The following is a 21,282-nucleotide window of genomic DNA, read 5'->3' as shown; positions in this document are numbered from 1 at the left end:
CAGTCCCTGTTCGCCTTGTTTACGGATTCACCAGCCAGGTGCCAGGCTTCACGATATCCAGCGTCTGGCTACGGGTTCTGCCGTTGCCCTGCAGTTCAATGCTCACCTCACCCGCTGGCAGCTTGAGCGATGCATAGCCGTTGTTCGCCGGACGCAGCGCTTTCGGCTCGCCGTTCACTTTCAACGTCTCGCCGTCAAGGATGCGAATGTAGACCAGAGCAATCGGGCTGGCTTCAACCGGTGGCGGCGTCGGTTGCGCTGTTGCAGGCGTTGCCGCTTGTTCGCTCACCTTCGCGGTCTCCGGTTTGACGTCTGGCGCGTTCGATGCGGTTTCCGTCGTGCGGGATGCTTCCGGCGCTTGCGCAGCCTGCTCTGGCGCATCGTGGCCGCCGCTGAACAGCATCGCGCCAGCGACCACCCCAACCAGCACACCCGCGGCAACCATCCCGGGGATCTTGTAACGACGCCAGTCAAACGCCGAAGCCGGTGCCTCTTCTTCCACCGGCACCAGCATGGTGCCCGGTTTTTTAGCAGTCAGCACGTCATCGATACCGGCGACCGGCATCTCGATTAACGCCGCGAACTCATCAATAGACTGCGGACGGTCTTCCATGTGCAACGCCAAGGCACGGTCGATAGCCTGCAACAGCGACAGGGAGTACCCCTGCGGCTGGATTTCCGCCAGCGGTTTGCAGGTATCCTGAATGGAACGCACCACGCTGACCGGCGGCGGTGAGCCCACGATCAGGGTGCGCAGCACCGCGCCGAGCGCGTAGATATCCGTCCACGGTCCCTGCTCGCTTTCGTTGTCGTCGGTGTACTGCTCGATAGGCGCAAAGCCCGGACGCAGCATGGTTTCGGTTTCGTCAGAGAGGTTACCGATGGTGCGACGCGCGGAGCCGAAGTCCAGCAGCACCGGCAGGCCGTTATCCTGGATCTGGATGTTATCCAGCGAAATATCGCGGTGCAGATAGCCCTCGTCATGGATGGTCTTGATTGCGCCAAACAGCATCGGCAGCGTACGACGGATCCATGCCTCGTTAATCAGCTCCGGCTTCTCCTCGCGCAGGCGAGAAAGCGTGGTGCCGCTGTAAAACAGCGTGCCCATGTAAGCCGTATCGTTTTGCACCCAGAAGCGCAACACGTGCAGCAGGTTCGGGTGGTTGAAGCGCGCCAGCAGGCGGGCTTCCTGAATGAAGCTGTTCAGCCCCGCCGAAAACGCTTTGCCAAAGCGTTCGCTGCGCAGTACCAGCGTCATGTCGTCGCCGCGCACGGCGAGCGAGGAAGGCATAAATTCTTTGATAGCGATAGTGCGTTCGAGCTGGTGATCCCAGGCGCGATAGACGATGCCGAATCCGCCGCCGCCAATCACCTCTTTAATTTCAAACTCGTTGAAGCGATACCCGACCGGGAGCGCGTTTGGGACAGTCCGATTGTTATCATTATCCGTCATCTTTTACAGTTCTCTTGATGATTATTACGCGGCAAACTGACAGTGAAACTCGCCCTGCTCGCAGGTGACATGCAGACGTCGGTACTGCTCGTCGCTGCGGCTGGCGGTAAGTAATATCTGACTCATCTGAGGCAGCAAGGTGTTTGTCAGGATCGCATCCACCATACGTCCACCTGATTCCACCTCGGTACAGCGCTGAACAATCTGTTCTACAACGCTGTCATCAAACTCGGAAATAATATTGTGATTCTCTTCCAGTCGACGCTGAATGCGTTTGAGCTGCAGGCGAACAATCTGCCCCAGCATCGCGTCGCTCAGCGGATAGTACGGCACCACCAGCAGACGGCCCAGCAGCGCCGGTGGGAACACCTCCAGCAGCGGCTGGCGCAGCGCCCCGCTTAACGCCTCCGGCTCCGGCATCAGTTCCGGATCGGCACACATGGCGCTGATAAGCTCGGTTCCGACGTTAGACGTCAGAATAATAATCGTATTACGGAAATCAATGTGACGACCTTCGCCATCCTCCATCCAGCCTTTGTCGAAGACCTGGAAGAAGATCTCATGTACGTCCGGGTGCGCTTTTTCGATTTCGTCCAGCAGCACCACGCTATAAGGACGGCGACGGACGGCCTCGGTTAACACCCCGCCTTCACCATACCCGACGTATCCCGGGGGTGCACCTTTTAAGGTGGAAACGGTGTGCGCTTCCTGGAATTCACTCATGTTGATGGTAATAACGTTCTGCTCACCACCGTACAGCGACTCCGCCAGCGCCAGCGCGGTTTCGGTTTTCCCCACGCCGGACGGGCCACAGAGCATAAACACGCCAACCGGCTTGTTCGGATCGTCGAGTTTTGCCCGGGAGGTTTTCACCCGGCGGGCAATCAGATCCAGACCGTGACGCTGGCCAATCACCCGCTGGTTCAGCGTGTCGGCGAGGTTCAGTACCGCATCAATCTCGTTTTTCACCATCCGGCCCAGCGGGATGCCGGTCCAGTCAGAGACTACGGCCGCCACCACGTTTTCATCCACAGCGGCAAACAGCAGCGGTTCATCACCCTGTAAGGCGTTCAGCGCCTGCTGCTGCTCTGCCAATTGGCTGCGCAGCTCAGCGGTATCGTCATCGCCCGCCGCAAACAGTGCGGCACGCAGGCGAATGATCTCCTGCACCAGGCTACGCTCGTCTTCCCAGCGCCGGGCCAGGGCCTCACGTTTGGCCTCATACGCGTCACGCTCTGCGGTTAATGCCGTGACGCGCTCAGATTCCCCTGCACCGACGCGCGCTTCGCGCTCCGCTATCTCAATTTCCACGTCCAGCACCGCAAGATGGCGCAGGCAATCTTCCAGCTGCGCCGGAGGTGCACTCTGGCTCACCGCCACGCGGGCGCAGGCCGTATCCAGCAGCGCAACGGCTTTATCCGGCAGCTGACGGGCCGGAATGTAGCGATGCGAAAGCTTCACGGCTGCGCTAACCGCTTCGTCGAGCAGTAAGACCTGGTGGTGGGTCTCCAGCGGCGACACGGTGCTGCGCAGCATCAGAACCGCTTTGGCCTCATCGGGTTCATGTACCTGCACCGTCTGGAAGCGACGGGTCAGCGCCGGATCTTTCTCGATGTATTTTTTGTATTCCGCCCAGGTAGTGGCGCCAATGGTACGCAGTTGTCCACGCGCCAGCGCTGGCTTCAGCAGGTTGGCGGCATCACCGGTGCCCTGCTGACCGCCCGCACCAATCAGGGTGTGGATTTCATCGATAAACAGAATGACTGGCGTGGCGCTGGACTGTACTTCATTGATTAATGCCTGCAGACGGGCTTCGAACTCGCCTTTCATCCCGGCACCGGCCTGCAGCATGCCGATATCCAGCAGCCACAGTTGAATGTTTTGCAGCGGCTCCGGCACATCGCCGTCGGCGATGCGCAGCGCCAGCCCTTCCACCACCGCCGTTTTTCCGACGCCGGCTTCCCCGGTCAGCAGCGGGTTGTTCTGGCGACGACGCATCAGGATATCGATCATCTGGCGGATCTCTTCATCGCGCCCAACCACCGGGTCAATTTTGCCTTCACGGGCACGGGCGGTCAGGTCCTGACCATACTGGGCCAGCGTTCCCTGGGCAGCAGGCACCGAACCGGCTGGCGCATCCACTGCGGCAGCGGCCTGCTGCGTCTCTTTGCTATTGGCGCAGATGGTATCGAACTGCTCAATCAGCACCTCGACGTTAAGACGGGTAAACTGCGCCGAGATGCTCTTCAGCACGTTCGCCAGATTCCAGGTTTTCAGAATGCCGATCAGCAGATGGCCGCCGCGGATACGGCTGACGCCAAACTTCAGCGATCCATAGACCCAGGCGCGCTCGACGGCGCTGTCGATATGTTCGGAGAGATCGGAAACGGAACTGGCTCCGCGCGGCAGGGCATCGAGCGCCGCCACGATATCGCGCGTCAGCTGCTGTTCGTCGAGGGCAAAATGACGGATCACCTGTTGCAGATCGCCATCCTGCTGCTGCATCAACTGATGCAGCCAGTGCACCAGCTCGACGTAGGGGTTGCCGCGCAGCTTGCAGAACGCGGTGGCGCTTTCCAGAGAGGTAAATAACAGCGTATCCAGTTTGCCGAAAAGCACGGCACGGCTAATTTCTGACATGTTAGTTTCCATTAACAATGATTCGGTATACGGAAGGATTACCGCTCTGCGCGATACACCAGATCGCCACGCGGGACAGGCTGCGGCTGAAGGCCCAGCCAGGTGTTGTACCCCAATCGCCCGGTGCTGCCGAGCGTGGCGCCCTGCACGGCGTCAGCGCGCAGGATCACCCGTGTTTCCCATTCAAATTCCACCCCTGCGTACTGGCGTACCCAGTCCCGCAGTTCGGTTACCCATGCTTCTCCGGGCAAAAACCGGTTGTACTCTTCCGCGCTGAGTGGGCCAATCTCGATGCGAAATTTATGCTGCACGTCGCGGACCGCCACGCCCAAAAACGCAGATTCGCCCATCCGCGGCACGCGGCGTCCTGCTCCCAGCTGCGCCTGCTCGCGCGGTGAAAGCGGCATCCACTGCGGTACGTTGGCGATCAGTTTGACCGGGGCTTTAAAATAGTTACGCAGGATTTTTTCCAGACCTTCAGGATCCCGTCCGTGGCGGGTCAGGTGTCCGGCGTGGGTAAAGCGGGCATGGGCGCTCAGGCTGCCTTTGTCCATCTGGCCGGGCTGCCCCATACCAATCAACGACGCCAGATATCCCTCAAAACGTTTATTGTCGGCGCGGTCGAGGGAGACGGCAGGCTGCGCATCGGCCCAGGCGCGATAAAACAGCAGCGTCAGACGATGATGGAACAGATCGGCAAACGCGCTCAGGCTGGTGTCCTGATGATGATGAATCCGCTCGCGGGCGTACTCGGTCATGTGAACCGGCAGCGGCCCGTTAGGACCAAACAGGCCGAAGCTCAGAATGGAGACCTCGTGCAGCCCGTTGCCTTCGCGCTGGCGTACCTGCGCCACCGTCGAAGGTGCAAAACTCATCGACGGCTGCTGGCCCAGGCGTAGCGGCTCGAATTTTGGCAGCGGCGCACGCCCCAGCGGGTAGCGTTCCCCGCCCTGAGCATCAATGCGCCTTAACAGCTGGAACAGATCGTAGCGCCATGGCGTCTCGCGAACCCCGCGCCAGAAAGTGTCCGGCAGCGGCGTCAGACGATGAACCTTCAGTGGCGCAGTGACAACGTCGCTCATACCAGTGCCCTTTTGCCCATACGCGGCGCCCAGTAGCCAATCTCGCCGCGCTGCTGACTTTTCAGGGTGAATTCCGTGAAGCTGTTGATCGACACCAGACGGGCAAACAGCCGCTCCAGCACGCTACCGAAAAGCCAGGGACTGGCACCGGAAAACGCACGTTCATCCACCGTCAGGGTAATGCCGATGCCACGGGCGAAGACGACCGGTCCCGGCTCGGGCACGCGGCGGTGAACCGGCTCCAGCACGCAGTGACGAACCCCTTCTACCTGACGCGCAACCGGCGTCTCCGCGAGATTGGCGTACAGCCCTAACAGCTGACGCAGCGCGGCGGCGCCCTCTTCGTTTTCACTGTCCATCAGGCTGAGGTAGTTCATCTGTAGCTGGCTGATCAACCGCCAGGTGCTGAACCCTTCTGCCAGCGCCGGACGCGGCGGCGTCGGTCCCTTACGCAAGGTCAGCGACTTCACCGGCATGGAGTCAGCCATAATGAACTGTCCCAGCTCCTGCTGCAGCATCAGCGGCAGATCCCGGCTGGTGCACAGCACCTCGGCCGAGATGTAGCGCAGGTTCTCCTGCCAGGGCGCATGCTGCTCATCCACCAGCGAGACAAAGACCTCCGAGCCAATGTAGCCGGTGCGGGTGCCGTAACGCAGGGCGTGCTCAGAGAGCACGCGTTGTTCCCGGCGCAGGGAAAAGTAGGCCCCGTAGTTGCCCGCATCACCGCTCCAGGTGCTCCAGAACGGACGAAACGTCTGGTCGTCGCGCTGACCATCCGCGCTGCCGTATATCTTGTTTACCGCGTAAATTTCATAATCCAGCGGGCGGATGTTATCCACCACCAGATGATATTCATGCTGGCCTTCGCTCAGCTTCTGACGCGCCGCTACCTTCGGGAACAGGTTGATCACCGGCGTGCAGTGCAGGGCCAGATGGCTGGCATCGACAACGCGCTCCAGCTGTTCATCGGTTTTATCCAGCAGAATGAAGATATCGAAGGCTTTTTCGTTTTCGCAGCGCTGGATCAGTTTGCTCAGCCCGCTCAGGCTGATGAAGCGGAAACGGGCCGGAAAAGCAAAGTACTCCTGCAGCAGACGGTAGCCGTCAAAGTTGCGCAGATCGTCCGGGAGTAGCGACTGATCCGCGTCAAACCCTTCCTGACGCAGGGCATCAGATGCCAGCACATCACGCTGCGGATGCTTGCTGACGGTCTGGCAGACCACCCCGACATGGTGCTCCATTACCAGCTCCAGCAGCTTTAACGCCTCGATATCCGGGCCGCTAAGGAAAAACTCCAGCCGGTCAAAATCAAGGTGGCCGAGGTTTTGCGGACCGTCGCAGGCAATGCGGATCCGTAAGGCGCTGCTGATCCCCTGCTGGCCCAGACCAAGCTGTGTCAGGGGCAGGTCGGCAGGCACACCGCCCAGCTCAACCTTGTCGATTTTCAGCGGCAGCAGGTTCACCTCATGCGCCGTGGTGTAGCTGCAGGTCACGCCGGTTTTCTTCAGCGCCAGGCTGTCCATCATTGTGCCGCGCGGCACGATAAAACCGTTGCTCAAATCGCCACGGCTGCTGTCAGGCTGAATTTCAGCAATCGCCATGGACGGAGTGGGCGCGAGATAGTTCGGCGCAATCATCTCCAGCAAGCGCTGGGAGAAGCGCGGAAACTCCGCGTCCATTTTCATCTGCACGCGCGAGGTCAGAAAGGCGAAGCCCTCCATCAGTCGTTCGGTGTACGGATCCGCCACTTCGATGCCGCGCATGCCCAGCCGTCCGGCCACTTTGGGATAGCGCTCGGCAAATTCGGCGCCCATCTCACGCAGATAGGCCAGCTCACGGTTGTAATATTCGAGCAGTTTACTTTCCACGATCACCCCGCATCTTTCAGTTCAAAGTGGCCGTTTTCCAGATCGACATCGGTACGAAACAGAAACTCCAGCGGGTACGGCACACACCACAAACGCCCTTTTATCTCGATGGAGAGCACGTTGTGCAGATCCAGCGAGGAGGTGTCCGACACACAGCGGACCTGCAGCCCCTGGGGCAAAATGCGGGGTTCAAAGTTGACAATGGCCTCGGTGAGTTTGCGCTGAATGTCGTGCCATTCGATATCCGACATGCGCTTTCCGGCCAGCGGCGCAACGCCAAAATTCACTACCGAACGGCTTACGTGTGGCAGCATGCTCAAATCGCCGGAGGCGTCGTGATTGATGGTATTAAACAGCCACTGCAGATCCCGTAGCACGTTGCGACGCAGCGCGGCATGGGTGATCAGGTTGCTGTTGGCCGACTCGCGCTTTTTCTCCGGGTCGTTATCGGTGAGGCGATCGAGCAGCGAGGGCTGCATTTTATCGCGCGCCCCCACCTTCTCCTGCTTACTGCGGGCTTGCCAGCCGCTGCGCAGCAGATCGCCTTCGCCAGCAGGATTACTCATGGGCTCCATCCGTTGCAAAAGTAACGAGACTCAGCGACAGCAGCGGGCTTTCGCTTTGCTCGCTGAGCCAGGCTTTCTGCCCCAACCCTTCATACAGAGTGCCGTCATCATCGAGCGGCAGCCACTCGGTGGTGCGTGCGAGTTTAATGGCGTCAGAGGCATCGGCTGCAAAAGGATAACGCGCCGGGATCTGACACACCTGCTCCGTCCCATCGGTCAAACGCACCAGCGCATGACGCCAGACCAGATCGGTGACGCTGGCCGGCGCCTGGAAACGGATCTCTGCGATAGCGCTAAACGGCAGCCAGAAGTAACGGCCGTTAACAAGGGTTTCGCACACCGGCCCCAGACGGGCATCGCCGTCCATCAGCCATTCAAAGGTCTGCGTCTCATCATTCTCTAGCGTCCATTGCCCCGCGCTCGCCTGCGCCTGTTCAAGGGCTTCCAGACGCAGCGCGTGAGCGCGTTCATCGCTCTCGCTCAGCGCGGCAGCAAGGGTGGTCAGCCATGGCCACTGGGCTTCCGGCATGGCCGGACGACGTTCTCCCGCCATCACCTGCGCGCGCTGCAGTTCTCCCTGAATGCACTGCTCCAGCAGGGTGACGGTGGGTTTCGCCTGCGGCTTAAGCGCCAGCCAGCTTTTCAGCTGGGTCAGCGCGCGCGTCCAGTTACCGCTGAGGGTGAGAAACTGCACAAACGCGGCACGGAGATCGGCATCCGCCGGACGGGCTTTAATCTCGTTTTCAAGACGCACCAGCGCGTCGCTGAGCGACTCGCCCGCCAGATGTTGATAGAGCGTATTCATAGCCATTCCTTAGTTTGCCGCGCGCCAGGCGCCCACTGCCGGGTCACGCAGCTGAGGACGCAGGGTATCAATCAGGACAATATTCAACGTGGTGCCAGGGGTAACCCAGGCGCTCCAGACCTTCTTCACTGCAGCAATACGCGCCTGCAGTTTTGCATCGTCGCTGGCGGTTTCACGCGAGATCTCCACGGCCACCGTGCCGTTGCTTTTCCAGCCGTTCAGGGCGCTGTCGTAAGGCAGGATCATCCAGCTCTGGTCGCTGTTCGGGGTGCTGAAGACCATACGCTCTTTGTTGACGGAGGTGATCAGGGCATGTTCCGGGTCGACGCTATGATTCAGCCCCATCACCGGGAAGCCGTGAATGTAGGTCACCGCTATCTCTTTTTGACCGCCGCTGCGGGTCTGCGAGATAACCGTGTGGCCGCTCAGCCAGCTGCCGTTGCCGCAGCGGGTCGTGTCGGAATCCGGGATAAACAGCGCCGGCGCGGAAGATCCGCCTTCCCAGAAGGTGCGCAGATGGCAGCCGTCCTGGAGAGTAAACTCCTGCCACGGTGTGCGGTCAGCGGCCACCGTGTTGGTTTCAGAGTTCTGGTCAGGTGGCAGTAACGCGCCGCTGGTCTGGGTCGCAGCGGGTGTCGTCTGCTGCTGTTTCACCACCAGCTTCCACTCCTGAGCTTTGTCTGCTGTTCCCTGCGCAAGCGTAGTCCCTGCCGGATCGTTGAGGGCCCAGCTCAGCTTATTCACTTTGCTGCACTGGTGTTCCAGCAGCGAGCCGAGACGCGGAACAAAGTTTTCCAGCACTGAAACGTCTTTATTGCCGTTCGCCACAATGCGCAGCGCAATCTCTGATTTACACCAGCTCTGCGGGGTGTTGTCTTTGATGTTGTCGATCCAGATATCCAGCTTCTGCGCAGGTGACTGCACGATGCGGAAATTTTCAGCCTGGGCGGTGGAGGCCACCGCCAGAAGTGCCAAACCCGATAGCCAAAGTTTCATATCGTTCCTTGTGTGTCTAGTCAGTTCCGCAGGGAAGAAATTGTGCTGCGTCAGAGAGCGTATGCAGCAAAGTGGTGTCCTGAGGGTTGCCCATCCATACCGCCAGCGCCGTATAGTTATCCTGAGCATTCCCCTCCTGTTCAGCATTCTTTTGAATGATTTGGTTCATTAAGGTCAGCCACTCCTGTGGGGTGTTGACCATATGCAGCGACTGTTTCATCTGCTCTTCGCTGACGCCGTGCCAGAAACCGTCGGTGCAGAGTAAAAAGGCATCGCCGTCTTCAACCTGCACCACGTCGCTGTAACTCGCTTCCGGGCCACCGTTTTCAATGCCCAGCGCCAGATACAGCAGGTTGCTGTTGAGGTTATCGGTCTGGTGACCGGCATCTTTCATCTGCTGAACCAGGCTGTGGTCGGTGGTGACATGCCACAGCCAGCCGCGACGAAACAGGTACAGACGGCTGTCCCCGGCGTGTGCCCAGTAGGCCAGACGGTAATCCCGGTCGATAAACAGGCTGACCAGGGTGGTACCCATCCGGCGATAGTCCTGCACCGCCTGCTGTTCGCTGAGAATGGTGCGATTCGCGGTTTGCACATAGTCACGAATATGCTGCGCATTAAGGTGTTTGTCGCCATCAAAACGGGAGATGATGCTGTTGCGGGCCAGTTCAGCGGCCACCTCACCGCCCGGCAGACCAGCGATGCCGTCACAGACGACAAAGCAGGCTGAACGTTCCCCTATGGTTTCTCCCGTCTGGTCCTGATTGCTGGCGCGCGTTCCCTGGCGGGAGAGAGAAGCCGTTGCGATATTCATTTTTCTTCCGATCCGCTCTGTGAGTCTTTGTACTGATTGACCTCCATGTCATAGGCATGAAGGAACGCTTCGCCAAACAGGGTGTGGAAGTCATCCTCAATCTCACCGGCCGTCTCGCCATAGCTGCGAACAAAGTAGTCCCACAGCGCGGCTTTGCGGCTGCCCGGCAGCGCCAGACGAGAGGTCATGCCGTTCTGCTTCGCCTGCTCTTCCAGTTGCTCCGGATTAAAGGACTGCAGCATTGCGGCGATGATGGCGCGGATACCTGAGATCATCCCCAGCTGATGCGCCTGCAGATCGATTAGCGCGTCACGCACTGATTTGGTGGGTGGCATAAAGCCCGGCATCGGCGTACCGAACATCTGAATCAGGACCGTTTTCCCGGTCGGCAGCAGCTTGAACGGGTTGTTGGCATCGTCCAGCACCATGGTCATATCGGCTTTTACGCCGCGCTTGAGGATAGAGCGCGAAGAGAGCAACGCCACGGTGCCCTGCGAGAACATGCCGAGGATCTGGCCCAGCTGACGCATATTTTCACGGTCAAACTGCGGCACCGGCTGCATTTCGCTCAGGCCCATCCCCTCCAGCAGCGCCTCCAGCAGCTCGCCCTGCAGCACCTCGCCTTTCTCACCGTTTTGCGCCGTAGCGCTTGGCGCTGCCGCGTTTTTGACCGGATCGATACGCAGACGTCCCTTCGGCGTCTGTGCGCTGCTGCGTGCGACGGCCTGCGGCGTAGGCATAGTAAAGCCTGCGTAATCGGTACGTACCGGCTCTTCCTCTTCCGCACGCGGTGGGTCCTGTGGCTCAGGGGCAAACAGCGGAGAATCCGCCAGCGGATCGTCCTGCGGTACGGCCTCTGGCTCTGGCGCGGGTGCAGATGTCTCAGGCACGATCTCATCCGGATGGGTTAATGGCGCCCCGCCCATCAGCCCGAGCGGATCATCGTTACGCGCGGCTGGCGCGCTGGCCGAACCACCAAACAGGGCCAGCGGGTCGAGTTCATCCGTCGCCTCTTCTGCAGGCGCAGGTTTGCTCTCTACCGGCGGCACCAGCGTTGAAGGGGTGACATCGTCAAAAATGCTCTCTTTTTTGAACAACGCTTCATCGCTGAACAGCGTGTCGGGATCGACATTCTTACGCTCAAGCTTCGGCTCGCTGTCGTTGAACATTGCCAGCGGGTCTTCAGCGTTACGCTCGGGTGCCGCGGGTTGCGAGAAGGGATCGTGGGACGCCGCAGGCTGCGGTTTCGCGCGGTTGCTGGAGATGCTGTCAGAGATAGAGAACTCCTGCATCAGGCTATCCCAGATTTCCGACGGCACGGCCGTTGGCTCCGCCTTGCCGCGCGGTGCGGCACTGGCTGGCTTTGGCTGCGGAGCAGATGTCGGCGCCACTGTCGGGCGAGCCTGCTGCTGCATACTGGCGGCCATGCGGCTCACCGGCTGCGTGTCGTGGATAAGTTCCGTCACTTCGATGCGGTAGTCATCAATACCGAGAATATCCCCGTCCTGCAGCTCTACCTGACGCCCCCGCTCCAGCGGGATGTCGTTCAAAACCACGCGGGTGACGCTGCCACGGTTGGTCACGCGGCATTCGCCCTGGGCGTCAACGTGAACAATAGCCTGCAGGCGCGAGATGGTGCGGTCATTGTCCGGCAGTACCAGATTGTTATCCGTACCGCGCCCAATAGTGCCCCCGGGGGCATAAAAATCACAACTGCTCTGCGGCGGCTGATGACCGGGTTTCGTAGAAATAATCGTGAATCGCATGGCGTATTCCTGCTGGTATGATTAGCGCTCAAACGCTGCCGCTCTCGGGGGTGAGAACGGCGGCGTTTGGGGCCGATTTCATCTTTACTACTTTGAGGATTTGAGTGGTCGAATAGCGTCACTATTAGCGATCAAGGTGCACTTCAATATCTGATAATGACCAGGCTCGGTACCACCTACCTTCTGTTTCAGTAAAGAAACAATCACCTCATCAGCTTTTTCAAAATTCTCAGCAGGCAGATTGCTTGCTTCCAGCCATGCCGCGGCGCTGGCGTCAGCATCTTCTTTCAGGCTTTTACTGTCCGCAATCTTACCGATGCATCGATTCTGCACCCAGTTTTCGAAGATTTGTTGTTGAGAAAAAGTACTGATATCAGGCAACGTCTGGGCATTTGCGGCGGAGGCAACGAAGGCTAAGACAAAGAGCAATGGCTTTTTCATTTCAGGCTCCAGAAGGTTGCGTTAGTAGGGATAAATGAACCATTACCCGGTGAGCCAAGGAAATGACAATCATCCGAACAAATATTTCCGTTCCAGAGTGTTACATGCCCGGTTGCATCAAGCCAGCCATGCCCGGTAAAAATAATAATACCTTGCTTGCCCGCAAATTGTGCTGGGGTTGGAGAAGAAACAGATATGTCAGCTTTTCCCAATACCGTGGGTAAAAAAGCAATCATATCTTTAACACGGAACATATATCGCTTCTTGTCGCTCCCGGTCACAGTTGCATATTTACTATTAGAAGGAACTGGAATGCCACAATAATTTAAAACATAGCTCATACGAATGGGGCAGGCATTTTTAAAAATACCAGCATCTATATTATGCTGAACTTTCCCCCCCAATAACTTGCCAACCTGTTCTACGTTGACGTTCACTTCTTTAAATCGGTTCCAGGCGGCACCAAAAGCAGGACGCATATGAGACATCTTGTTTCTCCTTGAAAAGAAGCTCAGGAAAAAGTGGGCCCTTTCGGACCCACTACTATTATGCTTCTTTGTTTTCTTTGATGTTCCAGCCAGCGCTGCTTTCAGCACCTTTACCACCAGAGGTGGTCTGCTCCCAGTACTGCTGTTTCACTTTCGCAGCCTGGAATGCATAGGTCACACCAACGGTATCGCCGTTGTCTGCACCGGTGTACTGAACAGACGTTACCAGAACGTCTTCCAGGGTAATGCGAGAGTATTCCACCTGCTGGCCACCGGCTTTACAGACGGACAGCTCAACTTTGGTCAGGTGTTTACCGCTGGCGCAGTGTTTCAGAATTGCTGTGGTGGATTTGTCGATCAGAGCGTTAACGTGCAGATCGTTAAAGTTAACTTTACCGGCACCGCCGCCACCGCCAACGCTCATATTACCTGGCTGGGAAGCGCCCCAGGAGAAGGAGGTAATATCAGTCCAACCGGTGTGGTTAGAATCTTTAGATTCGCCCGTAACACCCTCGACCTTCAGAAACATATCAATAGCCATAATATCTACTCTTCGTGGATGAACAATATTGCTTTCGAAAAAGCACTTATATGGCAAACAGGAAAGCATGGGGCTGAATAAAACCGTCCATATTTTACCTCTGCCTCACATCAAATGACCCGTGTCATTTGACAGTCTTACATTCCCTCCCGAATAAAAGGAAAGAATGAGAAGTCTTTTACTACCGAACGTTATTCCGGAACCTCTCAGGACCAGACTTTCTTGCCGGGTGGCGCTTTGCTTACCCGGCCTACGCTGTGCAGCGATATCAATATATTTCACGTTGCATTGTAGGCCCGTGCAAGCGTAGCGCCGCCGGGCGAAACTCACAAAAATTACGCGTCTTTCGTCTTCAGCGACGGCAGTTTAGATACCAGACGCAGAGAAACGGTCAGACCTTCCAGCTGGTAGTGCGGACGCAGGAAGAACTTCGCGGCGTAGTAGCCCGGGTTGTCTTCAATCTCCTGCACCTGGACTTCTGCAGCGGCCAGTGGCTTGCGGGACTTGGTCTCCTGAGAGGAGTTAGCCGGGTCACCGTCCACGTAGTTCATGACCCAGTCGTTCAGCCAGCGTTCCATCTCTTCGCGCTCGCGGAAGGAGCCGATTTTGTCACGCACGATGCACTTCAGGTAATGCGCAAAGCGGCAGCAGGCGAACAGGTACGGCAGACGGGAGGCCAGACGCGCGTTGGCGGTGGCATCCGGGTCGTGGTACTCGGCCGGTTTTTGCAGCGACTGCGCGCCAATGAAGGCAGCAAAGTCGGAGTTTTTGCGGTGAACCAGCGGCATAAAGCCATTTTTCGCCAGCTCGGCTTCGCGACGGTCGCTGATGGCGATCTCGGTCGGACATTTCATGTCCACGCCGCCGTCGTCGCTCGGGAAGGTATGGCACGGCAGGTTTTCAACCGCCCCGCCGGACTCCACGCCGCGAATGGAGGTGCACCAGCCGTACTCTTTGAAAGAGCGGTTGATGTTGGCCGCCATCGCGTAAGCAGCATTCGCCCAGGCGTAGCTGTTGTGGTTCGCGCCGTCGGTCTGCTCTTCAAAGTCAAAGCTGTCGACCGGGTTAGTACGAATGCCGTAAGGCAGGCGAGACAGGAAGCGCGGCATCACCAGGCCCAGATAGCGGGCATCTTCCGATTCACGCAGTGAACGCCAGGCGGCGTATTCGGTGTTCTGGAAGATTTTGGTCAGATCGCGTGGGTTAGCCAGCTCCTGCCAGGACTCCATCTGCATCACGCCCGGTGCGGTACCGGTGATGAACGGACAGTGAGCCGCAGAGCCGATGCGCGCCATTTCACCCAGCAGTTCAACGTCCTGCGGGCTGTGGTCAAAGTAGTAGTCGCCGACGATGCAGCCAAACGGCTCACCACCAAACTGACCGTACTCCTGCTCGTAGATTTTCTTGAAGATCGGGCTCTGATCCCAGCCCACACCCTTATAGCGTTTCAGGGTACGGCCCAGCTCCTGCTTGGAGATGCTCATAAAGCGGATCTTCAGCATCTCGTCGGTTTCAGTGTTGTTCACAAGATAGCTCAGACCGCGCCAGGCGCTCTCCAGCTTCTGAAACTCTTCGTGGTGAATGATCTGATTCACCTGCTGAGAGAGCTGTTCGTCGATACCCGCAATCAGGTTCTGGATGGTGCGATAGGTGTCGTTGGAGAAGGTAACGGTGTTTTCCAGCGCCTGCTGCGCCAGAGTTTTTACCGCGCTCTCGACGGCGGAACGCGCCTGGTCAGTTTTAGGACGGAACTCTTTGTTCAGCAGTGCGCTGAACTCGTCCTGACTGAACGCCTGACCTGCCTGCTGCTCGTGTTGTTGAGTCTGGTTGCTCATCGATTACTCCTCGCTACCTTTCGCACTTTCGTCATTTTTCGGCAACTGGCTCAGGGATTTGAGCAGCGTCGGATCCTGCAGAATTTTAGCGATCAGCTCTTCCGCGCCGTTTTTACCGTCCATGTAGGTCAGCAGATTGGAAAGCTGAGTACGCGCTTCCAGCAGCTTGTTCAGCGGCTCAACCTTGCGTGCCACCGCATCCGGCAGGAAGTCGTCCATGCTGTCGAAGGTCAGATCGACGTTGAGCTTGCCTTCGCCGGTGAGGGTGTTATCCACCTGGAACGCCACGCGTGGCTTAAGCGCCTTCATGCGTTCGTCAAAGTTATCAATGTCGATTTCGAGGAATTTACGCTCATCGACGGCCGGCAGATTTTCCACCGGTTTGCCGACCAGATCGGCCATAACGCCCATCACGAACGGCAGCTGAATTTTACGTTCTGCACCGTAGATCTCTACGTCGTACTCGATCTGCACGCGGGGGGCACGGTTACGTGCGATAAATTTCTGCCCACTGTTACTCATTGCCATGATGTTCTCCATCAAAGATGCGCGGTGAAGGTGAAACGACAAGCTCCGTGCCCGTCGTCATAATGCCTGGACGCGTCATTCGCGGCGTCCAAAGATATTTTCCAGTTGGTTAACGCCGTCTGGCGCCAGGTCGCGAATAATGTCCATAAAGTTAAGTTCTGACAGCCGCTGCACCCGTTCAATCATCAGCGGTGCGGGGTGGCTCGGTTCGTACTGCGCAAAATACTGTTTCGCTTTCTCCAGCATCAGCTGGGCGTCGGCGCGACTGGTAACCTGCACGCTGCGCCAGTCGGTGACCTGCTGCACGGGTTGGGTGGCCACCGTCTGCGGCTCAGCGTGGTGTTCCGCCTGTGCATCCCGATTGGGCAGCAGCTTACTGATGTCGGTCACCTGACAGGCACTGGCAACCAGGCCCACGGTTTTCAGCAACTGCTCCATTTCCGGTACGCCGCTTTCACCAAGGTAACCGCTAAGCAGATCGCGAATGGCCAGCAGCCTTTCATTAATCAGGATGACGGCCTCTGTACCTGGCTGGTCGCCGCGCGCCAGTTCGTCAATCAGTCTTGGGCGGCCGCCGGGATAATCCGGGCATTCGGTTTTGCTGCCATCCAGCAATGCCTGCGCGTCACGCAGCGAAATTTCATCGCCGTTTGAGCGCAGCAGCGAGGCGTTTCGCAGCGCGACGGTCAGGTCAGATTTATCGCTCAGCGCGGCAAGGGCGTTAATGCGATAGAACGGGTCCGTTTCGCCATACTCCTCCAGCAGTGGATAGAGCGGCTCCCAGTAGCGGGTGATCGCCTCCTGCACCAGCAGCAGGCCGTCCGCGTAGCCCGGCAGCCCACGACGTCGGGTCCAGGCATGGGTTAACGCCAGCATGACGCGAAGATCTTTGGTGCGCCCCAGCAGGCTGGTGGCGAGCTTTTCTACCGTATTCCAGTCAGCGGGCTCGGCGGGAATGATCGTGTCGCCGAACTGCTGTTCCGCTTTACCCTGGCTTGCCTGTCCCATAGCCTGAAAATCGGCGTCGTACTCAAGGTTGTCGCCGCAGGGTTTTTCGGCGCTTATCGGCGCGAGAAATTCTTCGATATTCATGTGATCCCTGCTTATTCAAACATAGGCGGATAAAGACCGTGACGGCCTGGTCGGGCGCCGCCAGCCGGATCGAACAGCAGCGTAAAGAGCTGTCCGGTGAAGTTTCCGCTGTGGACGTGGGTGTAGAGCGGGTAGCCGTCGCAGCGGTTGGTCCACCAGTAGCTGGTCTGACGAAGCGGGTCAAAACACTCCGCCGCCTGAGGCCAGCCCAGCGTGCTCTGGCCGTCTTCGTCATAACCAATCACATCAAGGATGTCGGAACGCTTTTGCGGCTCGACGGGCTGCGGCGCCGGAATCGACATCAGCATCTCATCCAGCTGCGAGGCGGAAAAACTGTTGCGCACCGCATGCAGCCCGAGACGGCCAATCTGCTGATACCAGCTTTCAGCCTGGCTGAGCAGGTTGGTCGACCACTCTGACGGGGCGAAGCTCAGTTGAATGCAGATCGGGTACTGTCGGCCCACGCTGTCGCGGCCCGGCAGCAGGCAGCCCATCTGGATCATCTGGCTGCCCAGCATCGGCGGGACAACAAAGTTCCACACCGGCGCCTTGTTAAACTGGCGTTCGCCGCTGCGCTGCTCTTCCTGTTGCCAGGCCAGCAGGCCGACCTGAAACCAGTGTGACCACTGACGCTGTAGGGTGTCAGGAAAGCGACGCTGCAAAAAATCTCCGGCGCTGGGTAATTTGCCATACCAGCTGTAGCGGTTCATCGCAGGGGTATTCGTCATACGGCTGTCCTTGCGGTTATGGGCATGAGAAACGAGGAAGCTGGAACGGATTGCGAATGCTGTTCGGCGCAAACTCCAGCGTGACCTGATGGCCATCGACGTTGAACGTGGCCTGACGGCTCAGACTACCTGCCCCAGGGCTGGTGCGCGCTTTATCGAAGAAGCGGTTCAGGGCCCAGGCGCCGTTGGTTACCAGCGTCGCGGTGCTGCCGTTGGCCAGACCCAGCTGCATACGCACCTGGTTGGTGCCGCCCGGCCCTGGCCAGTTCATGATCTGCACCGCCTGTGGACCGTGGCTGTAACGCAGCAGTTGGCCGTCAACGTCCAGCGTCAGGTTAAGAATGGTGTTATCCATCCGCACGGTACGCACCGTCACCTTGAAAGAGGGGGTCGTCGCACCGTTAGCAAAGAAGGCATCGCGAATGGACTGGGCCTGCTGGAATGGTCGCAGCAGTCCTTCACTTCCTGGCAGCGTTTTCCCGTCGATCCCCGGCATAAAGCGCCAGTTCGCCTGAGTGGTATCCACTTTGTTGGTCAGGTTGTCGCGAAAGAAGGTGTCCATCAGCCCGGTACCCGGCGCAAACATGCGTGCCAGATCGTCCGGCGTCACCTCGGTGCTGGCGCTGCGCACCAGCGGGTAGCGACCGGCAATTGCCTGACGGCAGAAACCACCCACTTCGACGTTAATGCGCTTACGGACGTTTTCCAGATCGCGACGCTGGGTATCACTGCTGGCCCCCACCGCCATGTTGCTGAACATGGTTTGCAGCCCACCCGGCAGACGCCCGGCGCTGGCCTGCAGACGGCTGATTGCTTCACCACCCGGGGCTGGCATGCCGCTGTTGGCAGCGTCCTGCACCGCGGTCAGGTAACGATACAGCTCATCCACCTGTTTGAGGAAATCATCAAAGACGATGGTCTTGCCGCCCTTCTCCAGCGGCTGAGCCAGCTCGATCATAGGCGCGTAGTGGTCGGTCACCAGCTGTTCAGGTGCCTGCGTCACTACTGCCCCCTGCGTCGGAGCATTGTCGTTATTGCTGAACAGCGCTTCGAGGGTACGGGTGGCGCGGTTACTCTGGTCTTGCGCTTTCCCCGCGTCCTCCGGCGCTGGCGCGTTGCGCGACAGCGTCAGCACCTGGCTCAGGTTCTGCACCAGACGGCGCAGCGGCGAGTTTGCGCCGGAGAGCAGGCGCGCCGTGTTGATGCGCTGCGAGAGATCGGCGCTGTTGTTAAGCTGAATGTCGGCGAGGAAACGATCCCAGTTTGCGATAAAGTCGCGCATGTAGAGCTGACGCACGGCGTTATCGATCTGCTGCTTGTCTTCCCCGGAGGTGGTCGTGCCCAGAACCCAGGCATCATCTTCGTGCAGCGCCGTGGTCACGCTGTCAATCTGGCTGTTAAAGCTCTTCCAGTAACCGTCCGGAGTGTAGAGCCCCGGCACGCCTTCGCTCACCGGTTTGCCGCTTTTGCGGGAGAACACCAGTTCGCTCTGCGGGCCACCCAGGTCGGACAGGGAGACCGGCTTCAGGTTGTCGTCATGCTCCAGCAGACGCTTCAGACGCCCATACACGCGGGTAGAGAGCGGCTGCTGGTTGATGAGCGCCCTCTCGCGGGCCACCAGCGCTTCATCCTGAGCATACGGCGAAGCCTGAATTTTTGGCTCCAGCAGCTGCGTCAGGTGCCACTCCAGCTGTTGCAGCTGCGCCTGCGTCACGTTCTGCGGCAGATTGCGCTGCAAATTGAGCATCACCCATGAATGCAGGAATTTGCCGTCGTAGTGTTTAGGCTGATACAGCATCTGGTAGGCTTTCAGCGCCTCGTAGCTGTATTCCACGTCGCTGCCGTTGTCGTTGCGCAGCCAGGTGGTGATATGCATCGCCACGGCGGGCAGCAGCATCTGATCCAGCGCTTTCTGATACAGCGACTGGGAAGCATCGCTGACGTCATCTCCGCGATAGAGCCCCATACGGCGGGAGACCGGCGGGTCGTTGACATCGAAGGCCTCGCTTTTCGGCAGATCGACCAGGCTGTTCAGCAGCGGCAGGAGCGCGAACAGATCGCGCTGAGGCTGATTCTGTAATGCTTTACTCTGCTGCTCCAGCTGCGGAACTTTAGCGTCCACCTCTTCCAGATAGGCCTTATTTTTGGCATAGCTGGTCAGCCACAATCCGCCGAGGATCACCAGCAGCGCCAGCAGCGCCGCGTATCCGGACCAGATCACCGCGCGGTTGCGCAGTTCCCACCAGCGGTTTTCACCGGCAATACCGGCTTCCTGGAAAATGACGTTTTGCAGCAGGTTTTTAATGAAGAAGCTCTGCCCTTTTGCACCGGGGATCGGCGCCTCTTTACTGACCGAATCCCACTTCTCTGCCTCTGCCCCTTCCGGCAGTGACAGGGCGCGGTTCAGTTCACCCATGACGCGGTCGAACGGCATGCCTTCCTGGGTACCGCTGGCGAAGTATATTCCGCGTGGGGAGAACTCGGTCTCAAAGTTAGAGCGGGCAAAGACCGTGCTCAGGTAGTCAGCCAGCAGCGGGCGCAGCGCCGCGAACTCCTGCGGGAAGAGATACGCTTCGGCACGGGTTTTGGCGTCATGCTCTTTCAGCATGGTCTCCGGCAGCCCGGCGTCCAGACGCTGCTGCAACAGCGAGAACTCCTGGTGGAAGTTCCCCATCAGGTCGAAATCGGCGTGTTTGGTCTGTTCCCACGGCAGCGTGAAGCCCCAAATCTGGTCGCGCTGCGTTTTGTCGTAGTCAGCAAACCAGGCGCGGAAGCCTTTAAGCAGGTCCGCCTTGGTCACCATCACGTAAACCGGGAAGCGGATACCCAGCTGTTCATGCAATTCAGACAGCCGCTGGCGCAGGTTGACCGCCTGCTGGCGCGCGGCTTCCGGGGAGAGCGTCAGCAGATCGGAAATGCTGATGGTGATAATGACGCCGTTAATAGGCTGGCGGCGGCGATACTTACGAAGCAGGCCGATAAATTCCAGCCACTCCCCGGCATCCTGAACCTGCTCGCTCTCCTGAGTGGTGTAGCGGCCCGCGGTGTCCAGCAGGACGGCTTCGTTAGTGAACCACCAGTCGCAGTTGCGGGTGCCGCCAATGCCGCGCAGAGCGGTTTTACCGAATCGATCCGCCAGCGGGAATTGCAGGCCGGAATTGACCAGCGCCGTGGTTTTACCGGCGCCCGGTGCGCCGATAATGACGTACCACGGAAGCTGGTAGAGATATTGCGTACTGAAGCGCTGCGTCCACTGGGCACCGTGTCCCGCTTTGCTGAAGTGGGCTTTTTTCAGTATTTGCGCCGCTTCATCAAAACGTCCGGCGAGGATCTGCTCCTCGCTGTTCAGCCGCTTCTGGGGATCGGCCGCGTCCGGTTTGGTGGTGTTTTCATTGAGCTTGTCCATCAGCTTGCGGTTCAGCCAGGCGTTGTACAGCCGCGGCAGAATATGCCCCTGCGCCCAGAGCAGATAAACCACCGCAATACTGATGATGCGGTTTTGTTCAGATTCGAGCGGGCGGGTATCCACGATGGATAACAGCGGACCAATCATCCAGATCACCGCCGACAGCGCGGTAACGCCCAGGAAGCTCCACAGAATGCGATTGGTCAGTATGGAAAGAAGAGTCGTCAGCATCC

17 protein-coding genes are annotated in these 21,282 nt (G+C 58.6%); all 17 read right to left on the bottom strand.

What is annotated here, in order from left to right; translation table 11 throughout:
* Nucleotides 1–19: 19 nt before the first annotated feature.
* A complete protein-coding gene (locus ACMWKA_RS10435; protein WP_023620597.1) occupies nt 20–1,453 on the bottom strand; it encodes a serine/threonine protein kinase in 1,434 nt (477 codons plus the stop codon).
* Between the two features lie 24 nt (nt 1,454–1,477).
* Nucleotides 1,478–4,093, bottom strand: coding sequence for a type VI secretion system ATPase TssH (tssH, locus tag ACMWKA_RS10430; protein ID WP_414760182.1), 2,616 nt, complete (start codon nt 4,091–4,093; stop codon nt 1,478–1,480).
* Nucleotides 4,094–4,131: 38 nt separating this feature from the next.
* Nucleotides 4,132–5,175 carry a type VI secretion system baseplate subunit TssG gene (tssG, locus tag ACMWKA_RS10425; protein ID WP_048972778.1) on the bottom strand — a complete coding sequence of 348 codons (1,044 nt, stop codon included), beginning with the start codon at nt 5,173–5,175 and terminating at the stop codon, nt 4,132–4,134.
* A complete protein-coding gene (gene tssF / locus ACMWKA_RS10420; RefSeq protein ID WP_038420938.1) occupies nt 5,172–7,043 on the bottom strand; it encodes a type VI secretion system baseplate subunit TssF in 1,872 nt (623 codons plus the stop codon). The genes tssG and tssF overlap by 4 nt, the downstream gene beginning before the upstream one ends.
* A gap of 2 nt (nt 7,044–7,045) precedes the next feature.
* Nucleotides 7,046–7,609, bottom strand: coding sequence for a type VI secretion system baseplate subunit TssE (tssE, locus tag ACMWKA_RS10415; protein ID WP_013096188.1), 564 nt, complete (start codon nt 7,607–7,609; stop codon nt 7,046–7,048).
* Nucleotides 7,602–8,414 carry a type VI secretion system accessory protein TagJ gene (locus ACMWKA_RS10410; RefSeq protein WP_414760181.1) on the bottom strand — a complete coding sequence of 271 codons (813 nt, stop codon included), beginning with the start codon at nt 8,412–8,414 and terminating at the stop codon, nt 7,602–7,604. Before ACMWKA_RS10410 ends, tssE begins: the two co-directional genes overlap by 8 nt.
* 9 nt (nt 8,415–8,423) lie before the next feature.
* A complete protein-coding gene (locus ACMWKA_RS10405) occupies nt 8,424–9,410 on the bottom strand; it encodes a hypothetical protein (RefSeq protein WP_414760180.1) in 987 nt (328 codons plus the stop codon).
* 16 nt (nt 9,411–9,426) lie between these two features.
* Nucleotides 9,427–10,224 carry a PP2C family protein-serine/threonine phosphatase gene (locus ACMWKA_RS10400; protein ID WP_013096185.1) on the bottom strand — a complete coding sequence of 266 codons (798 nt, stop codon included), beginning with the start codon at nt 10,222–10,224 and terminating at the stop codon, nt 9,427–9,429.
* Nucleotides 10,221–11,990 carry a type VI secretion system-associated FHA domain protein TagH gene (tagH, locus tag ACMWKA_RS10395; protein WP_340347088.1) on the bottom strand — a complete coding sequence of 590 codons (1,770 nt, stop codon included), beginning with the start codon at nt 11,988–11,990 and terminating at the stop codon, nt 10,221–10,223. The genes ACMWKA_RS10400 and tagH overlap by 4 nt, the downstream gene beginning before the upstream one ends.
* A gap of 87 nt (nt 11,991–12,077) precedes the next feature.
* On the bottom strand, nt 12,078–12,431 hold the full coding sequence (locus ACMWKA_RS10390; protein ID WP_013096183.1) for a T6SS amidase immunity protein Tai4 family protein: 354 nt from the start codon (nt 12,429–12,431) through the stop codon (nt 12,078–12,080).
* The gene (locus ACMWKA_RS10385) at nt 12,428–12,919 is read right to left on the bottom strand and encodes a type VI secretion system amidase effector protein Tae4 (RefSeq protein WP_013096182.1); all 492 of its coding nucleotides are present in this window, start codon (nt 12,917–12,919) and stop codon (nt 12,428–12,430) included. Before ACMWKA_RS10385 ends, ACMWKA_RS10390 begins: the two co-directional genes overlap by 4 nt.
* Nucleotides 12,920–12,977: 58 nt before the next feature.
* Nucleotides 12,978–13,460 (bottom strand): Hcp family type VI secretion system effector, encoded by a 483-nt coding sequence (locus ACMWKA_RS10380; protein WP_008502640.1) that lies wholly within the window; start codon nt 13,458–13,460, stop codon nt 12,978–12,980.
* Nucleotides 13,461–13,795: 335 nt separating this feature from the next.
* Complete coding sequence (gene tssC, locus ACMWKA_RS10375) at nt 13,796–15,295, bottom strand: type VI secretion system contractile sheath large subunit (protein ID WP_013096181.1); 1,500 nt, start codon at nt 15,293–15,295, stop codon at nt 13,796–13,798.
* A gap of 3 nt (nt 15,296–15,298) precedes the next feature.
* Entirely contained in the window at nt 15,299–15,823 is a 525-nt protein-coding gene (gene tssB / locus ACMWKA_RS10370) for a type VI secretion system contractile sheath small subunit (protein WP_008502644.1), read from the bottom strand.
* 75 nt (nt 15,824–15,898) lie between these two features.
* Entirely contained in the window at nt 15,899–16,915 is a 1,017-nt protein-coding gene (tssA, locus tag ACMWKA_RS10365; protein ID WP_020690868.1) for a type VI secretion system protein TssA, read from the bottom strand.
* 11 nt (nt 16,916–16,926) lie between these two features.
* A complete protein-coding gene (gene tagF, locus ACMWKA_RS10360; RefSeq protein WP_013096179.1) occupies nt 16,927–17,643 on the bottom strand; it encodes a type VI secretion system-associated protein TagF in 717 nt (238 codons plus the stop codon).
* Nucleotides 17,644–17,659: 16 nt separating this feature from the next.
* On the bottom strand, nt 17,660–21,280 hold the full coding sequence (tssM, locus tag ACMWKA_RS10355; protein WP_414760179.1) for a type VI secretion system membrane subunit TssM: 3,621 nt from the start codon (nt 21,278–21,280) through the stop codon (nt 17,660–17,662).
* Nucleotides 21,281–21,282: the final 2 nt, after the last annotated feature.

This window comes from Enterobacter sp. 03-F-07-AD-ECC, from assembly GCF_047530935.1.
GTDB lineage: Bacteria > Pseudomonadota > Gammaproteobacteria > Enterobacterales > Enterobacteriaceae > Enterobacter > Enterobacter cloacae.
The sequence above is the reverse complement of the archived record's forward strand: the minus strand, read 5'-3'. Positions and strand labels throughout refer to the sequence as shown.